12 protein-coding genes and 1 pseudogene are annotated in these 15,369 nt (G+C 39.5%); 10 read left to right on the forward strand and 3 right to left on the reverse strand.

Translation table 11 applies throughout. The annotated features are described in order from the left end of the window. From JWG41_RS11920 to JWG41_RS11940, 5 genes and pseudogenes are all read left to right on the forward strand, one after another. Window positions 1-400: pseudogene (locus JWG41_RS11920) on the forward strand (hypothetical protein); the annotation flags it as partial. After that, entirely contained in the window at window positions 401-1,405 is a 1,005-nt protein-coding gene (locus tag JWG41_RS11925; RefSeq protein ID WP_205270158.1) for a metallophosphoesterase family protein, read from the forward strand. It begins immediately after the preceding pseudogene. Beyond that, the gene (locus JWG41_RS11930) at window positions 1,406-1,807 is read left to right on the forward strand and encodes a hypothetical protein (RefSeq protein ID WP_205270159.1); all 402 of its coding nucleotides are present in this window, start codon (window positions 1,406-1,408) and stop codon (window positions 1,805-1,807) included. After that, window positions 1,804-3,873 (forward strand): ATP-dependent DNA helicase RecG, encoded by a 2,070-nt coding sequence (gene recG / locus JWG41_RS11935; protein WP_205270160.1) that lies wholly within the window; start codon window positions 1,804-1,806, stop codon window positions 3,871-3,873. The genes JWG41_RS11930 and recG overlap by 4 nt, the downstream gene beginning before the upstream one ends. 27 nt (window positions 3,874-3,900) lie before the next feature. After that, window positions 3,901-4,689 (forward strand): M15 family metallopeptidase, encoded by a 789-nt coding sequence (locus JWG41_RS11940; protein WP_205270161.1) that lies wholly within the window; start codon window positions 3,901-3,903, stop codon window positions 4,687-4,689. Here JWG41_RS11940 and galE read toward each other — a convergent pair. Together galE and lpxA are read right to left on the reverse strand one after the other, a co-directional pair. Next, window positions 4,684-5,652, reverse strand: a complete 969-nt coding sequence (gene galE, locus JWG41_RS11945; protein ID WP_205270162.1) for a UDP-glucose 4-epimerase GalE — start codon at window positions 5,650-5,652, stop codon at window positions 4,684-4,686. The two genes, JWG41_RS11940 and galE, sit on opposite strands and share 6 nt — an antisense overlap. After that, window positions 5,649-6,455, reverse strand: coding sequence for an acyl-ACP--UDP-N-acetylglucosamine O-acyltransferase (gene lpxA / locus JWG41_RS11950; RefSeq protein WP_205270163.1), 807 nt, complete (start codon window positions 6,453-6,455; stop codon window positions 5,649-5,651). Before lpxA ends, galE begins: the two co-directional genes overlap by 4 nt. 143 nt (window positions 6,456-6,598) lie before the next feature. Between lpxA and JWG41_RS11955 the strand changes: the two genes are divergently transcribed. After that, on the forward strand, window positions 6,599-6,907 hold the full coding sequence (locus tag JWG41_RS11955; RefSeq protein ID WP_205270164.1) for an Hpt domain-containing protein: 309 nt from the start codon (window positions 6,599-6,601) through the stop codon (window positions 6,905-6,907). Window positions 6,908-6,921: 14 nt separating this feature from the next. Here the strand turns inward: JWG41_RS11955 and JWG41_RS11960 are convergent, their stop codons facing one another. After that, window positions 6,922-8,319, reverse strand: a complete 1,398-nt coding sequence (locus tag JWG41_RS11960) for a DUF6938 domain-containing protein (RefSeq protein ID WP_205270165.1) — start codon at window positions 8,317-8,319, stop codon at window positions 6,922-6,924. An 89-nt stretch (window positions 8,320-8,408) separates the two neighbouring features. Between JWG41_RS11960 and JWG41_RS11965 the strand changes: the two genes are divergently transcribed. Genes JWG41_RS11965 through JWG41_RS11980 form a run of 4 tightly spaced genes read left to right on the forward strand, consistent with a single transcriptional unit; the run spans window position 8,409 to window position 15,369 of the window. After that, window positions 8,409-9,590 carry an acetyl-CoA C-acetyltransferase gene (locus tag JWG41_RS11965; RefSeq protein ID WP_205270166.1) on the forward strand — a complete coding sequence of 394 codons (1,182 nt, stop codon included), beginning with the start codon at window positions 8,409-8,411 and terminating at the stop codon, window positions 9,588-9,590. Window positions 9,591-9,596: 6 nt separating this feature from the next. Further along, a complete protein-coding gene (locus JWG41_RS11970) occupies window positions 9,597-11,207 on the forward strand; it encodes a class I SAM-dependent methyltransferase (RefSeq protein WP_205270167.1) in 1,611 nt (536 codons plus the stop codon). Continuing rightward, window positions 11,208-14,273, forward strand: a complete 3,066-nt coding sequence (locus tag JWG41_RS11975) for a peptidase domain-containing ABC transporter (RefSeq protein WP_205270168.1) — start codon at window positions 11,208-11,210, stop codon at window positions 14,271-14,273. Next, window positions 14,266-15,369, forward strand: coding sequence for a beta-barrel domain-containing protein (locus JWG41_RS11980; RefSeq protein WP_205270169.1), 1,104 nt, complete (start codon window positions 14,266-14,268; stop codon window positions 15,367-15,369). Before JWG41_RS11975 ends, JWG41_RS11980 begins: the two co-directional genes overlap by 8 nt.

The following is a 15,369-nucleotide window of genomic DNA, read 5'->3' on the forward strand; positions in this document are numbered from 1 at the left end:
TGTCAAAGACAACAAAGCGCGATTAAAAATTGTTGGATATCGAGTTTGGGATACAAAGCCAAGGCGTTTTGACTTTGTTAGGTGGTTTGGCAAAGTAGATCCTTTTCACAAAAAAAAGGTTTTTGAATCTATTCTTTATGCGGCACCTCACCTTTTGTCGATGACGGGACTCCAGTGGGAAATTTTATTCGATTTAAATTACTTTTTAAATTTAGTTCCTTCCATTGCTGGAAAAATTGAAATCCAATACATTATTGGAGATAATAACGAACTTTATATATTTGTAAGGTCTTCTACCATTCTAAAACCTCTTGTCGATTTTTTTGGACCCGAATATTTAAAGATCGATTATATTGAAGAAGATCGCGATATACAGATGTTACTTTGGGAAAATGAATAAATGAAAATCATTTATCTTACTGATATTCATGATGGCCTTCATGGCCTAAAACGAATTCTGCAAACCACAGAAGCAGATTTGTATTTGTTTTCAGGAGATATTATTTATAAGGCATTTTTTTCCTTTGATCGTATTATTGATTTTTGTGGAGTCCAGGAAGAATTATATTATTTGTTAACGGAAAGAAAGGATGATTCCACTCCTTTCGATTTTACAACTCATGCCATTCGTTTTCCAGAAAAGTATTCCACTGCCATCGTAGAAAAATCGCAAAAGTATAGAGATTTATACAAACTCGCTGCCAAAACGATGAAAGAAAAATATGAAATCATTGAAAAACTCATCGTAAAGTATGCCAAGTCACCTGTGTATTGTTTGCCGGGAAATTATGATTTGGATTTACAATACACAGAACTTTACCAACGCGAAGTACATCGCAAAAGTTTTGAATTTGGAAACCTAAAAGTTTCTGGATACGGTGGTGCTCCCATTTGGACTTCAGGGATTCCAGAAAAACTCACTGTAGTCTTTCATGAATACACAAAGAACGGAAAAAATTATAGTGAACCGGAAGACTTCTTCAGGGAAGAACTACCAGACATTTGTTGGATTCACAATCCTGCTTACGGATACTTCGATACCATTCCTGGTGTAGGAAAATGTGGAAGCCAAGGGATTCGTAGGTATTTGGATGATGAATCTCCTTCTCTTGTTGTTTCCGGCCATGTCCATGAAGACCAAGGGATTAAAAAAACAAGAAATACTGTTTTTATCAATCCATCTAACTTTGGTGCGGTGGATTCCTTACATGGTTTTCAAGAGGGCGGGTATTATGCGGAAATCATTATGGAAGGAAAAAACGTAGTCCAATCCAACCTTTGCCAACTACGAGGTGAGGATTGGCATACGCTCATTGAAGTGGACTGTTCTGAAAAATATCCGAAGTTAATATCACAAAATCCCATCTCCACAGTGAGTTCTGAAGATTACATTCGAGGCAATTAAATGGTCACCTTTCTTACGATATGCGGTGTCCTATTTACTGTGGCCTTTTTTTTATACGCCCTTTCTGCCGTTGACAATCAAAGTTTAGATAAAAAAGAAAAAGAACGTCTCGCAAAAGAAGGGAGTTTGCGAGTAGGGGATCCAAGAAAGGTATATGGAAAAGAAAAAGATCCAAATATGCCAAGAATTCGCCTATGCCCTGTTTGTGGGACAGTCTTACGTAAAGATGAATTTTTATATGCTGCCATTTCAACTTATACCAACAGCGAAGGGAAAAAACAGGCACAGATTTATGGATGTAAGTATTGTTATTTGATTTTGGATTCTGAAAAAACCACGTCGGAATCAACGAATGTAAAAGACAATGGATTTGGGCCACCTGCTCCTACAGACGAAATATGAAACAGGGACTGGATTTATCACAAAGTTTATCCGCATTGAAAGGGATTGGACCCAAACGAAAGTCCGTCCTTTTGGAACATGGGGTCTCTACTTTTTTTGAACTCCTAACTTACTTCCCTCGTCGTTACTTAGATCGCAATTTTACAAAAGACATCATCTTAAAACAAGGGGATGTGGTGACCCTTCTTGGAACCATTGCAGATAGTTATATTGTTCATGGAAAAAAGAGTCGGTTACTCGTCGGGTTTCGAACCTTAAACAATGAAAGGATCAACTTGGTTTTCTTTCGTGGTGTGAATTTCTTTCATAAGATATTCTCAGTGGACAGGAAGGTGGTGGTCTCTGGAAAATTGGAATACTTTAAAGGATACCAGATTCTCCATCCAGAGTATGAATTTTTATCTGACAAAGAAGACCCGGAAGATTCCATCCATGCGGGTCGCATCATTCCGCTTTATCCATCTACGGAAGCATTAAAAGAAGATGGGCTTGATTCCAAAGGTTTACGTAAACTCATCCACCAAGTTCTGGAAGGTGGATCTATTGCAGAAAACCTTCCACAGAAGTTAGTCAAAAAACGTGTGTTACTAGGTCGTGACGAAGCGTTTCATGAAATCCATTTTCCTGAAACCATGGAAGCCGTACAAATTGCACGGAAACGATTTGCTTATGAAGAGTTTTTCTATTTCCAAAGACTCCTTCTTTACAAACAAAGAGAAAGACAAAAAGTAAAACGATTACTTTGGCCACTTCCCAAATCGCCTTCGCATGAAAATTTGGAAAAGAATCTCCCTTTTGAATTAACCGAAGACCAAAAGATGGCGGTCTCTACCATCCTTTCACAAACGAGTTCGGATTCACCAGCAGCCTTTTTACTCCAAGGGGATGTGGGTTCTGGAAAAACCATCACAGCCCTTCTCATAGCACTCCACTATATCGATAACCACATCCAAGTGGTGTTTTTGGCTCCCACGGAAATTTTGGCCCGCCAACACTACCAAACCATTTATAAATTTATGGGAAATATGCCCTTTCTTGGAATTGAACTTTTGTTAGGTGGCGAAAATAAAAAAACTCGTTTAGAGAAGTTGACAAGGATTAAAAACGGAGAATCCAATATCATTATTGGAACTCATTCCTTGTTACAAGAAGATGTGGTTTTTTCTGATTTGGGTCTTGTTGTGATTGATGAACAACATAAGTTTGGGGTGGATCAAAGGGAAACCATTCGTTCCAAAGGAAAAAATCCTGATATCTTGGCGATGACGGCCACACCGATCCCGCGTACACTTTGTCTCACTTTGTATGGGGATTTAACTTTGGTAAATATCAAAACAAAACCAAAAGGCCGTAAACCCATCGATACAAGATGGTACAAAGAAGACCGTAGAGCTGGTATTTATAATTCCATTCGTAAGTATGTGGTTTCAGGTAGGCAGTGTTATATTGTATATCCTCTGGTAGAAGAATCGGAAAAAGTAGATTTGGAATCTTGTACGGTAGCTTATGAAAATTTAAGAACCAATGTATTTCCAGAATTAAAAATTGGTTTGTTACATGGAAAGATGAAAAGTGCAGAAAAAGAATCGGTAATGGAAAAATTCAAATCAGGAGAAATCCAAATCCTTGTCACAACAACCGTGGTAGAAGTGGGAGTGGATGTTCCTAATGCCACAATACTTGTAGTCGAACATGCGGACCGATTTGGTATTTCCCAATTACACCAGTTACGTGGTCGTGTGGGAAGAAGTGATATCGAAAGTTTTTGTATTTTGATGACAGGTGATTTTATCAGTGATGAAGGGAAAGACCGGTTGGAGGCACTGGTGGCATCCAACGACGGATACTTTTTGGCTGAAAAGGATTTGGCCATTCGGGGGCCAGGGGAACTTCTCGGAGTCAAACAAAGTGGCCTTCCCGAATTTAAAATTGCCGATTTGGTTTCCGATAGGACTCTCCTTGATGAAGCGAAAGAAGACGCTTCTTCCTTTCCTTTGGATGATCCCAGTGAATTGGCCGAATTAAGTACAAGATTCAGTGAAGGCAAATTTTTATTTGCGAATTAGTCCTCCAATTTTTAATGAACCTATACTATGTTACGAACTAAATACATATTTTTATTATTCGTTTCTTTATTCTTAGTTTGCGGGGAAAAACCGCTCAAAACATCCACAACCGATTTGTATTTAGGCCTTGATAAAACAACCTATCTCACAGGGAAATTCAATTCTCCTGGACCATTAGCACCTGTTATACTAGAAGAAAATGGAAAAGATCATTTTCTTAGACCCGATGTAAAAAAAGCACTCCACCAAATGGTGAACGATTTTGAAGATTCAAAACCGGCAACTTACAAACAACATATCTTTTTAGTATCTTCCTTTCGAAACTTCAGCCACCAAAAAGGAATTTGGGAATCTAAATACACGGGTAAAAAGGTTATGCGGGTTCCCATCAAAGGGAAATCACCAGAAGAAATCACCAATTTGATTTTGGAATTTTCCAGTGCACCGGGAACTTCCCGCCACCATTGGGGAACTGATTTTGATATCAATGCCCTCGACAATGCCTATTTTGAAGAGAATGGAAAGGGAAAAATCCTTTACGATTGGTTGAAACAAAATGCTTCTAAGTATGGGTTTTGTCAACCGTACAGCCGTTTATCGACAAGAAACAACAAAGGATACCAGGAAGAAAAATGGCACTGGTCTTATGCACCGATTTCGAACCAACTTACAAAAGAATGGGTCAAAGGATTTACATCAGGTGAGATTCAATTGGCAGGAAGTTTTCTTGGAGCTGATGTGTTGGGCGACCGGGCTTTGGACTTTGTTCGTTCCATAAACCCGGATTGCGAAAAGATTCAAAACCCTTCTTTATAGGGTTTTATACAAATTCCACATACTAGCGAGTAAGGTTTCTGCATCACTATAGATTGGCTTCCAGTTGAGAAGTTCTCTTGCTTTTGCAGAAGATGCTAAAAGTTTTGCAGGATCTCCTGCTCGTCTACCGCTTGTTTTGTGATTAATTGATTTTCCTACCACTTTTTCAGAAAGATCGGCCATTTCTTTGACAGAGTATCCTGCTTCGGAACCTAAATTTACCGTCAAACTCTCGTTCTTCGCCATAATGTAATCCAATGCTAAAACATGGGCTTTGGCTAGGTCGGAGACATGGATGTAGTCGCGAACACAAGTTCCATCTTCTGTTTCGTAATCGGTTCCAAATATTTCGTATCCGTTTCGAATTCCCGATGCCGCTTCCATGATGATGGGTAGTAAATTGGCAGGAGTTTTTTCAATTCCTTTGATTCTACCTTTGGGATCATAACCTGCCGCATTGAAATAACGTAATCTGGCTGATTTTAAACCTTTTAGTTTATCAAACCATTCTAGGTTTTCTTCGATACAGAGTTTTGTATATCCATAGTAGTTCTCTGGTTGTAAAGGATGGTTTTCATCGATAGGTAAATACTTTGGTGCTCCATAAACAGCAGCAGAAGATGAAAAAACAATATACTTACAATTGTTTTCAACTAAAGCATTTAACAAAGTAAAGGTTCCATTTAAGTTGTTAAGAGTGTACTTTAATGGATCGGTCATGGATTCACCAGCAGCTTTCCAAGCAGCAAAGTGGAAAACAGCATCTACTTTTTTAGCAAATGCTTGTTTCAAAACTTCTGGGTTTTGAATTTCCCCTTTGATGAATTCATTACCAGGAAACAAATTGGCTTCGTTTCCTTTTTCCATATCATCCACGATGAGAATCTCATGTCCTAGTTCCATAAGTTCTAAAACAATATGGCTTCCAATGTAACCGGCTCCCCCGGTAACGAGAACTCTCATTCTTCGTCTGATCCACCAGAAACAAAACGATGGTCCACAACTCCGCGTTTACTCGACTCAAAGAATTGAATGATTTTTTGAACTTCAGGAGCTGGGTTTGGATCTTTTTTTAATTCAACAAGCGCTTGTTTAGTGTTGAATCCGCTATGGTAAATGGTCTTGTATACTCGTTTGATTGCCAAACGAACATCCGCAGAAATTCCCGCACGTTTCATACCAACAACGTTCAAACTGACAACGGAACCGGGATGTCCGTCTACGGTTGCATAAGGAGGAACATCTTTTACTACTTTTGTTAGACCAGCTAACATCGCATAATCAGAAACACGCACAAATTGGTGTACACCAACTGACCCTGAGATGAACACTTTATCACCAATGACAACATGGCCAGCAAGCATTGTGTTTTGAACCATAATGTTATGGTCACCAACAATCACATCATGGGCAATATGCACATTTCCCATTAGGTAATTATGGCTTCCGATCGTTGTAGCTTTTCCTTCTACAGTTCCTCTATGGAAGATAATATTTTCTCGGATCACGTTGTGATCACCAATTTCCAAATAGGTCTTTGTTTCTGGTTTGAAAGCTAAATCTTGTGGCAATCCGCCGTAACTTCCCCCCGAAGATAGTTTATTGAACTTACCAATCCGTGTTCCTGATAGGATTTTTACATGGGATTCAATGACGGTTCCTTCTCCGATTTTGACATCTTTCTCAATGATACAAAACGGTCCTACTTCTACGGACTCATGGAGTTCCGCCTTCGGATCGATGATGGCAGTGGGGTGAATTTTCATAGTGTTTTACAAAAAAAACCGATTCCGGCGACCTGGAAATGATTTTTTAAAATGTAATTTACACGCTTTTCTTAGTCTGTTTACTTTTGACTGGGTGGTGTAACTTGCTTATAGATTGGTCTCGTATAGAATCTTTAGTGGATATGAACGATCCAGAGGACAGGGCCTGGCTAAAAGAGATGATAACCTCTCTTTTGGAAAACATGGCGACTCGGATCGAAAATTTAGACCGCCTTTTGGTGTCCAAGGAACCAAAGGATTTGCAGGCTGAATTACACCAAATCAAAGGTGTGGCCGCAAATTTTGGACTGGCAGCCCTTTCAGAACTGGTGATCAAAGCAGAAGGTTTTGCCAAAGCTGGTGATATTGAATCCTCTGTGGCAGAGGGTATCAAAATTGCCCCGGTCTGGGTATCCACCAGGATAGAATTAGAAAAAAAGTTTTCTACATAAAAATTTCGGTCAGGTCAATTGGCGGTCGCTATTTCTACGGCCGTCTTACTTCCGTTATAGACACCTTCCACGATATTTTTAATTACGGATTCGTTCATCCGCAGTAACAAGTCGTCCGACTCCGTAAAAATATGGATGAGCTCTTTCGCGTGCATCACTTCCCGGCATTCCACAGTACCCTCTCCCAGTTCCAATGACCGAAGCACCGATGCCGCTTCATGGTCTCCCACTCTGCGAATAAAAAGTTTAGGAACAGGATAAAAAGCAAGTTCCGCTGGTTTCGTGACGAGGACATCGGTGATCCGAATCAGTCTCTCGGTTGCAGAAAACGCTTCCGTATGTGATGGAAAATGAAACAACACAACTGGTGGATTGTTTTCGTTGTCTTCGGAACGTAGAGGATGACGTTCCATGAAACGGATTAAATCTTCCCAAGTATTGATCGATAAATAAGAAATCTTTTGAACAATCAGAAATTCTTCAATGGATTTTAAAACTTTAGAATGATCACCGGCATTGATCCAAAACACTGCTTTTTTATTTTGTAGATGTTTTTTACTCAATCGAATCAAATCGAGGACATATCCTTTTTGGGCACCAGCTCCTCCAATCGGAATGAGAAACCTTCTACATTTTTTAGCATCAATCCGACGCACTCGGTTTTCACTATCAGTAACAGCACCGGAGACAATGTCTTCGGACACCCAATGACCAGCGACTGCTAGGTTTTCTTTCGGTACACCCATCTGGATGAACTTTGTATAGGCGGAAGGAGTTTGGACTAAATTCATAGCACCCGGAACTAATAAATAATACTGCGGATAGTTGTCGCAAATGAGATGGATTATTTTTTGAAATCCAGAAGCCACTGCGATCTGACCATTTAACGGATATGTGGTGATGACGGGAGAATCCGTAGGAATTCCTTTCATCAGTCCTTTGTACAAATCCGCCAACTGGCAAGAGAGTTCCAAAGAAGTGAGGTTTCCTTGGGACATAAGTTGGCCCCAGAGCCATTCCACCGGCCCACCAATCTCAGCGCTCAACCTTGAGAAATAACTATAACCGGCATCAATGTCAGAGATGGCTTTCGCCTCTGGGGAACCTATCGCGAGTAAATCATGGAGATAAGTAGGGATTTGTTTTTTTAAAGAATGAGAATAAACGGAAAGGGCCATGCGGTGGTGGCCGTAGCCCATACGAATGCTTCCGACCACCAATCGTTTTTGGAGGGGATTTGTCCCTTGGTCCGAGATGAGTTCGAGGCCGGGATAGAGGGGAGATGGGGAGGAATACAAAGGAACGGAAGAATGGCCGATAGAATACCGTTTTGCAAGGATCCCTCGAATGAGACCTGCCGTTTGTTTGGATAAAAAGCCGGTTTCCAGGCCGAACATGGGTTCTCGATTCATGCAGGAAGTGTATCCATCTCAGATTCTCTTTCAAGTGAAATTTCAATTCTTAGCTGACAGGTGACTAAATTTGGCCATTCCTGGTATCTATGGAACAAGTTTATATATTGGGCGGACTCAGGTCTGCATTCGGTAGTTTTGGCGGAACTCTCAAAGATTTGAGTGCCGTAGATCTTGGAGTAGAAGTCTCCAAAGCAGCACTTCAGAAAACCGGTGTGGATCCTTCACTGATTGAAGAAAGTATTTTTGGGAACGTAATCCCCACAGGAAAAGACGGAATCTATTTAGCACGACATATTGGTTTGAAATCAGGTGTTCCGATTGCAAGCCCGGCATTAACACTCAACAGACTTTGTGGTTCGGGAATGGAAGCAGTCATTCAAGCCGCAAAAAAAATTATGTTGGGGGAAGCACATACTGTCCTTGCTGGTGGTGTGGAATCAATGAGTAACGCACCTTATGTGGTAAGAAACGCAAGATTTGGTGTTCGTTACGGAAATTCTGAATTTGAAGATTCTTTGGCAACAGGTTTAACAGATATTTATGTAGAACTTCCGATGGGAATGACAGCTGAAAATCTAGCTGACCAATACAAAATCTCTAGGGAAGAACAAGACCTTTGGGCTGCAACTTCACAAGAAAGAGCGGAAGAAGCCACAAACAAAGGAATCTTAAAAGATGAGATTCATGCCATCACCATTAGTGGAAAAAATCCTATCGTATTTGATAAGGATGAATTCATCAAAGGAAAGGCTGGCGCAACAAAACTAGCTACCTTAAAACCAGCTTTCAAAAAAGACGGAACTGTCACTGCGGGAAATGCATCTGGTATTAATGATGGTGCTGCTGCATTGATCGTTGCTTCTGCGTCCCAAGCAAAAAAATTGGGAAAAGAACCTTTGGCCATTGTAAAATCATGGGGACATGCTGGTTGTGATCCTGCGAAAATGGGAATTGGTCCGGCGATTGCGATTCCATCTGCATTACAAAAAGCAGGACTTAGTTTGAAAGACATCGGTCTATTTGAAATTAATGAAGCATTTGCTGCACAATTTTTAGCCGTACAAAAAGAACTGGGTCTTGATCCAAAAATTACCAATGTGAATGGTGGTGCTGTTGCGATTGGACATCCACTTGGAGCTTCTGGTAATCGTGTGACTTTGACATTGGCGTTAGAGATGCAAAGACGAGGAGTGAAATACGGAGTCGCCTCACTTTGTATTGGTGGTGGCCAAGGAATTGCTATCGTTTTAGAAAATCCGAAAGCATAAAAGTTCATGTATTTATTACTTCCGGGTCGTCATCACCTCCTGACACGGTACCAAAAGGATTATCTGATCCGGTTGGTAAAGGATGGCCTCTCGGAAGTAAAAGACCATTTGGGAAATCCACTGAAGATTTCCAAGCATCCCCAAACCATTATCTTCGCAGTCACTTCTGCCAATCATAACAATACTAGACGTAACCCTCTCCCTCTATACATGCGGGCGATGATGATCCAGGATTTTTCTAAGGATTTGGAGATTCCTACCTTTGTCATCCCCATTGATGATATTGGACAATCACCTAACTTTGCTTTGTATACAATCAAAAAGATTGAAGCAGAAACAGAGATGCAACTCCACTTAACTCCAGAAAATACCATTGTCCTTTGTTCTACACCCGTTGCAGATTTATATTCTAAGCTAGGGTATTCCATCCTTCCGGTGGAACGAATCCCAGGTATGGAAGAAAAGTTTCTTACCAAACTCCCTTGGGAAATCTTAGAAGGTTTGGCCAAACCATCGGAAAAACTAGACAACAAAACCAAAAAGGAACTCGTTTCCTATATGGATCCGGCAAGCATTCGTTTGTGGGATGTGTATGGAGTTTGGGATAAAATCCAAATGTTGTTTTCGGATGCACTCATTGGGGAAGATGGTGACCTAACCGAATCTCGTGATTATAATACCTATGTTCGAGAGATGGATACCATCGCCGAACTCAAGTTTAATGAAACAAAAAACCACATTTTCCCCGGGCGTATTGGTGACATTGGATGTGCCGTAGGATCTTGGATCAAACTTGCCTGTGAAGAGGGACGATGGTTCGAATCTGATTTTTACGGGGTGGAGATCGCCAGGCATCTTTTCCAAGTTTGTGAACAACGAAAAGAAAATGGAGAGTTCCCCAACCCCAATGTTTTTTTCCTAAGAAAAAATGCGGTAAGCGGACTTGTTTATCCTGCGGGAACGATGAATACCATCCATTCCTCTTCGCTCACTCATGAAATTGAATCCTATGGGAACAGGGAAAAGTTACTTTCCTTCATTCAAAATCGGTACCTCGAACTGGCAATGGGAGGGGTATGGATCAATCGAGATGTTGTTGGTCCAGAGGATAAAGAGAGAGAAGTTTTTGTTTGGTTTCAGGATACAGATGGAACCAACTTAGGACAAGAACCAAAATCTTTCCCCCATCTCAAAGAGTATTTGGATTCTTTGTCCACAAAGGAAAGATTTTTCCGATTTCAATCCGACTTTCGAAAGGAAGAAGGTTATCTGCTTAGGAGTCAGTCCATTTTCGTCGATGGTATAGAATACCACCGTATGAAACTTGCCGATGTATGTGAATTTCTCTCCAAAAAAGATTATACGGACAACTGGGAAAGTGAAATGCACGAATCCTTTTGTTTTTGGAGTTTTAGTGATTGGAAATCCCATTTGGAATCTGTGGGGTTTCAAGTTTCGCCCAAGTCCCATGCTTATCGGAATGAATGGTTGGTGGAAAATCGTTATCTAGGCAAAACCAAAATATTTACATCGGAAAAGGATATTCCTCACTCTAAGGAAGACCTAATCCCTATGGATTTTCCTGTGACTCATATGCTTTTGTTAGCGGAAAAATAAATGCAATCCGAAGTTAGGCGAAATCTTGAAAAAATCCGTAAAGTGTTTCGCAGCAATTATTTACTTGCGGAATTAGAAGAATCAGAAAGGGAAAACCTACTACCATTTATAGAAGTACGTTTTGTTCGGTTAGGACAAAATTTAATCAAAGCCAATCAAATGCCAGATTACATTCATTTTGTAATGACTGGTCGATTTGGAATGAAACAAAACAAACAAGAAGTCCATTTAGGCAGATTTGCTTTTGTGGAAGTTGGTGAATCCATTGGTGAAAGGATCACGCTGACAAAAACTCCACCAAAACATGATTATTATGCATTGGAACCTTCCATTGTTCTTTTACTTCCCACATCTCGTTTTTTAAAGTTAGTTGAATCACATCCAGAAATTGCAGTAAAAGCAAAACATAGAGAAGAAGAACAAGAAAAGTTTCATTACGTTCGTAAACTTAGTTTTTTTGATGAATTATCACCAGAAGAGATCAAACTCATTCTTAAATCCATCCAGTTAGTGAAAGTCCAACAAGGGGACTTTATTTTTGCCGAAGGGGAAGAAGGAGATGCCGCTTATATTGTTCGATCGGGAAAAATCCAAATTCGAACAGAAAACCCGAGAAAGATCATCTCCATTATGCGTTCGGGAGATATCCTCGGTGAGATTGCAATCTTCAAACAACAGAAACGATTGGCAAGTGCCGTTGCTTCAGAAGATTCCGATTTATATAAAATCCCTGGTGTTGTTTTTCGAAAAGTCATCGGTGTTGAAAAAGGAAACAAACTAGAAGAAATTGTTCAGTCGCGTTTACTTCGTTATTCGACTTACAAAGCAAAAGAAAAAGAAGAGAATACCATTCGTCCTTTTATTTCTAAACGTTTTGAGTTTAGAAAGACTACCAAAAAAATCTATATTGAGCAGGTGACAACAGACCAGATCACTCTAGTTGGTTTGGTTTGTAGCGAACTTGCATTAAGGGCCTTTGACAGGCCTCTCCCAAACAATTGGAAAATCAGAATTAAAAATGAACTCAGTCGAAATATTGTTCCGGGTATTTTTGAATTAGCCATTGAACTCGAGAAATTGGGTTTTTTAACCAAACAACAACACCTTTCTCCAGAACAACTTTCCGAATTAGAAAATCCTGTTTTTATCACTGATGATGAAAGTGTTCCCTGTCTTTTGTATCTTTATGATCAGGAGTTAGATGCGGTTCTTATTTCTCATCCGATCAAAGGTGTTTACGAACTTTCTATCTCTGCATTTTTGAAAATCTGGGATGGGGTGATTTTACAGTTTTCACCAGCGCCTGCTGCAATGTCGGCCGATGTTAGTTTGATTAGTTTTTTTAAAGAACTTCGAATTCTTTTTAGTCCGAAACGAAGTGAAATTCGTTGGATTTTAGTGGCCACAGTATTTTCGGCCCTGTTAACCTTGTCCTTACCGTATTTGGTCCGTCAAGTCGTGGATCAGGTTCTTGTTTTTTCTGATCGTAATTTTCTATTTACTTTAGTGTTTGGAGTCGCCCTTGCGATACTTTTCCAAACCTTGTTTTCATTATTTCGAAATTTAATTGCGATAGGTCTCATGCAAAGTTTGGAATACAATTACTTTGTTCGATTTTTCCAACATATACTAAATCTAACCCTACCAGAATTTCGAAAATTTGAAACTGGAGACTTTACCCAAAGGTTAAAAGAAAACCAAAGGATATTAGAAATCACTCAAAGGTCAGGTTTGTTTCTGATTTTGGATTTGGTAACTTTGCCAATTTACCTTTTTATTTTGTTTCGTTTGGATCAAAGTCTTACCTTTGTTGGACTATTTTTCCTTGTCGTATATTCTTTGTTTGTCGTTCGTTCCAGTTCTAAAATTAAAAAATTACAAAAACATGTTTTTGAATCCAAAAAGAAAACCACTTCTTTTTTTCTATCTCTATTTGCTGGAATGCCACTGATCAAATCTTCGGCAATGGAAAGTCGATACCTTTCGAAGGGTCTGAATGAAATCGCAAGAACCATCTTAACCAACCTAAGAGTGGGAAAACGAGTCCATGTATTGGAACTGATGAGTAAGTTCTTTGAACAAATTGGCCTTATCGCAGTGATCGCATTTGGTGTTAGCGATGTCTTGTATGAGTCACTGACACTCGGAAGTTTTTTAGCATTTTTGGTATTGTATTCACTTCTTATGGAACCCATTGTCAGACTTTGTCATTTGTATGAAGACCTCAGTGAACTGAGAGAGTCTCGTATGCGACTCACAGAAATTTATTCCTTGCCTGGAGAAATTGTCAGCCAACGTCCGTTTGGTGAATTGCCAAGGCTTTCTGGAAAAATTACTTTAGATCATATTAGTTTTCGATATTCAGAGACAAGTCCTGACATACTTTCTGATATCCATTTGGAAATCGAAGCGGGTGAAAAAATTGCCATTGTGGGAAGGAGTGGATGTGGTAAATCCACTTTGATGCGGGTGATGATGGGAACACTCACCCCAAGTAAAGGGAAGGTATTTGTGGATTCATTTGACCTTTCCACATTAGATCCAGAAGAAGTGAGAATTCAGTTTGGGGCAGTCGAACAACATCCCATCCTTTTTTCGGGAACGATCGCAGAAAATCTTTCTAAAAAAAATCCATCGTTAAATAGAGAAGCATTGTTAGCTGGTGCAAAGTTAGCATCGGTAGATAATTTTGTAGAAAGATTTCCTATGAAATATGAAACAAAAATTGGAGAATCCGGAATTGGACTTTCTGGTGGACAAAGACAAAGATTAGCCATTGCGAGGGCCCTTGTTACCAATCCGAGTATTCTCTTTTTAGATGAACCTACTTCTGCATTAGATTCGGAAACAGAATCACATATTCAGTCCCAATGGGAAACTGTATTCCAAGATAGAACTGTCATTCAAATCTCGCATAGACTCCATAGTACGGTGAGTGCTGATAAAATCATTGTCTTAGATGAAGGTCGGATCGTTGAGATGGGAACTCATGCTGAGTTGATTACTACAAAAGGTTTTTATTACCATTTGTTCCCGGCACTAAACGAAGGGGATAAAGATGTTTAAAAAATTTAAAAACATAAAAGAAACTGATTCCAATTGGGAATCAAGACATTCGGCATCCTATTACGATGAGTTATTAAAACATCCTGCACCCAATTGGGAACGAAAAGGAATTTATCTCATCACAACATTCTTTGTCTGTTTTGTATTGTTTTTGGTTTTGGGACGAGTGGATGTAGTGGTTCAAGCAACGGGTTCCATTCGACCAAAAGGTAACTACCATATGGTGGAAGCTTTGGAAACAGGAACTCTTACTAATTTATATGTGAAATCAGGGGACTTTCTTAAAAAAGGTGACCCCATCATGGAGTTAGAGTTCTCGGAACAACAAATTGAATTATCTAAAGATACAAATAACTTAGATTACGAAGAAAAAAAATTACAAAGACTCATTCGAAACAAAAGAGAAGCAGAAAAGATCTTGAAAAATCTGGCTTATAATTTAGAAAACAATTCTGGTTCTTTGCTCGCAGGTGGAGTTTTGAACAAATTTGTCAGTTTGAAAAAAGCGTTTATGGATTTTCAGAATGGTGTGGGAGCAAAATTCATTTATGACCAAAGTTTACTCGAGTTTAACGAAGAGTTTGGAAACTTAAAAGACGAAATTCAAAGAGAAGAAAATCTAATTTCAAGTCTTCGTGGGGATACCAAGTTAAAACGAGAAAGAGTGGCCAACGCTGTCATTCGTATGCCATTCTCAGGAATCATCGGTGAACTTTCCGTCAATAACGTAGGACAAAATATCATTCGTGGACAAACGGTTGCTTCTTTAATGGAAGAAGGCCAACCGCTAGAAGCCATAGTGGAAGTTAGTAGTAAAGATATTGGCGCTGTTCGTGTCGGTTTATCCTCAGTGATTAAAGTGAAAGCCTTTCATCAAAATGATTTTGGTGTGGTGGAAGGAACTGTTTCCCAAATCATTCCCAATACAAAAGAAAAGGATTCTTTTTCTGTGATTCTGATTTTAGGAACACAAGACTTAAACCAAGATGGAAAAGAATTTCAACTATTCCCAGGGCTAAAGGTAGTTGCGGATATTGTCATCGATAGGAAAAGTATTTACCAAATTTTATTTCGTTATGCGGATCCTAGGAATTAG

This window comes from Leptospira chreensis, assembly GCF_016919165.1.
GTDB classification, from domain to species: domain Bacteria; phylum Spirochaetota; class Leptospiria; order Leptospirales; family Leptospiraceae; genus Leptospira_A; species Leptospira_A chreensis.

What these genes read in the sequence shown, in the direction of transcription:
- JWG41_RS11970 (WP_205270167.1), top strand. Translation starts at nt 9,597, where the DNA reads ATGTATTTATTACTTCCGGGTCGTCATCACCTCCTGACACGGTACCAA.
- lpxA (WP_205270163.1), bottom strand. Translation starts at nt 6,455, where the DNA reads ATGAAAATTCACCCCACTGCCATCATCGATCCGAAGGCGGAACTCCAT.
- JWG41_RS11930 (WP_205270159.1), top strand. Translation starts at nt 1,406, where the DNA reads ATGGTCACCTTTCTTACGATATGCGGTGTCCTATTTACTGTGGCCTTT.
- JWG41_RS11975 (WP_205270168.1), top strand. Translation starts at nt 11,208, where the DNA reads ATGCAATCCGAAGTTAGGCGAAATCTTGAAAAAATCCGTAAAGTGTTT.
- JWG41_RS11965 (WP_205270166.1), top strand. Translation starts at nt 8,409, where the DNA reads ATGGAACAAGTTTATATATTGGGCGGACTCAGGTCTGCATTCGGTAGT.
- recG (WP_205270160.1), top strand. Translation starts at nt 1,804, where the DNA reads ATGAAACAGGGACTGGATTTATCACAAAGTTTATCCGCATTGAAAGGG.
- JWG41_RS11955 (WP_205270164.1), top strand. Translation starts at nt 6,599, where the DNA reads ATGAACGATCCAGAGGACAGGGCCTGGCTAAAAGAGATGATAACCTCT.
- galE (WP_205270162.1), bottom strand. Translation starts at nt 5,652, where the DNA reads ATGAGAGTTCTCGTTACCGGGGGAGCCGGTTACATTGGAAGCCATATT.
- JWG41_RS11925 (WP_205270158.1), top strand. Translation starts at nt 401, where the DNA reads ATGAAAATCATTTATCTTACTGATATTCATGATGGCCTTCATGGCCTA.
- JWG41_RS11980 (WP_205270169.1), top strand. Translation starts at nt 14,266, where the DNA reads ATGTTTAAAAAATTTAAAAACATAAAAGAAACTGATTCCAATTGGGAA.
- JWG41_RS11940 (WP_205270161.1), top strand. Translation starts at nt 3,901, where the DNA reads ATGTTACGAACTAAATACATATTTTTATTATTCGTTTCTTTATTCTTA.
- JWG41_RS11960 (WP_205270165.1), bottom strand. Translation starts at nt 8,319, where the DNA reads ATGAATCGAGAACCCATGTTCGGCCTGGAAACCGGCTTTTTATCCAAA.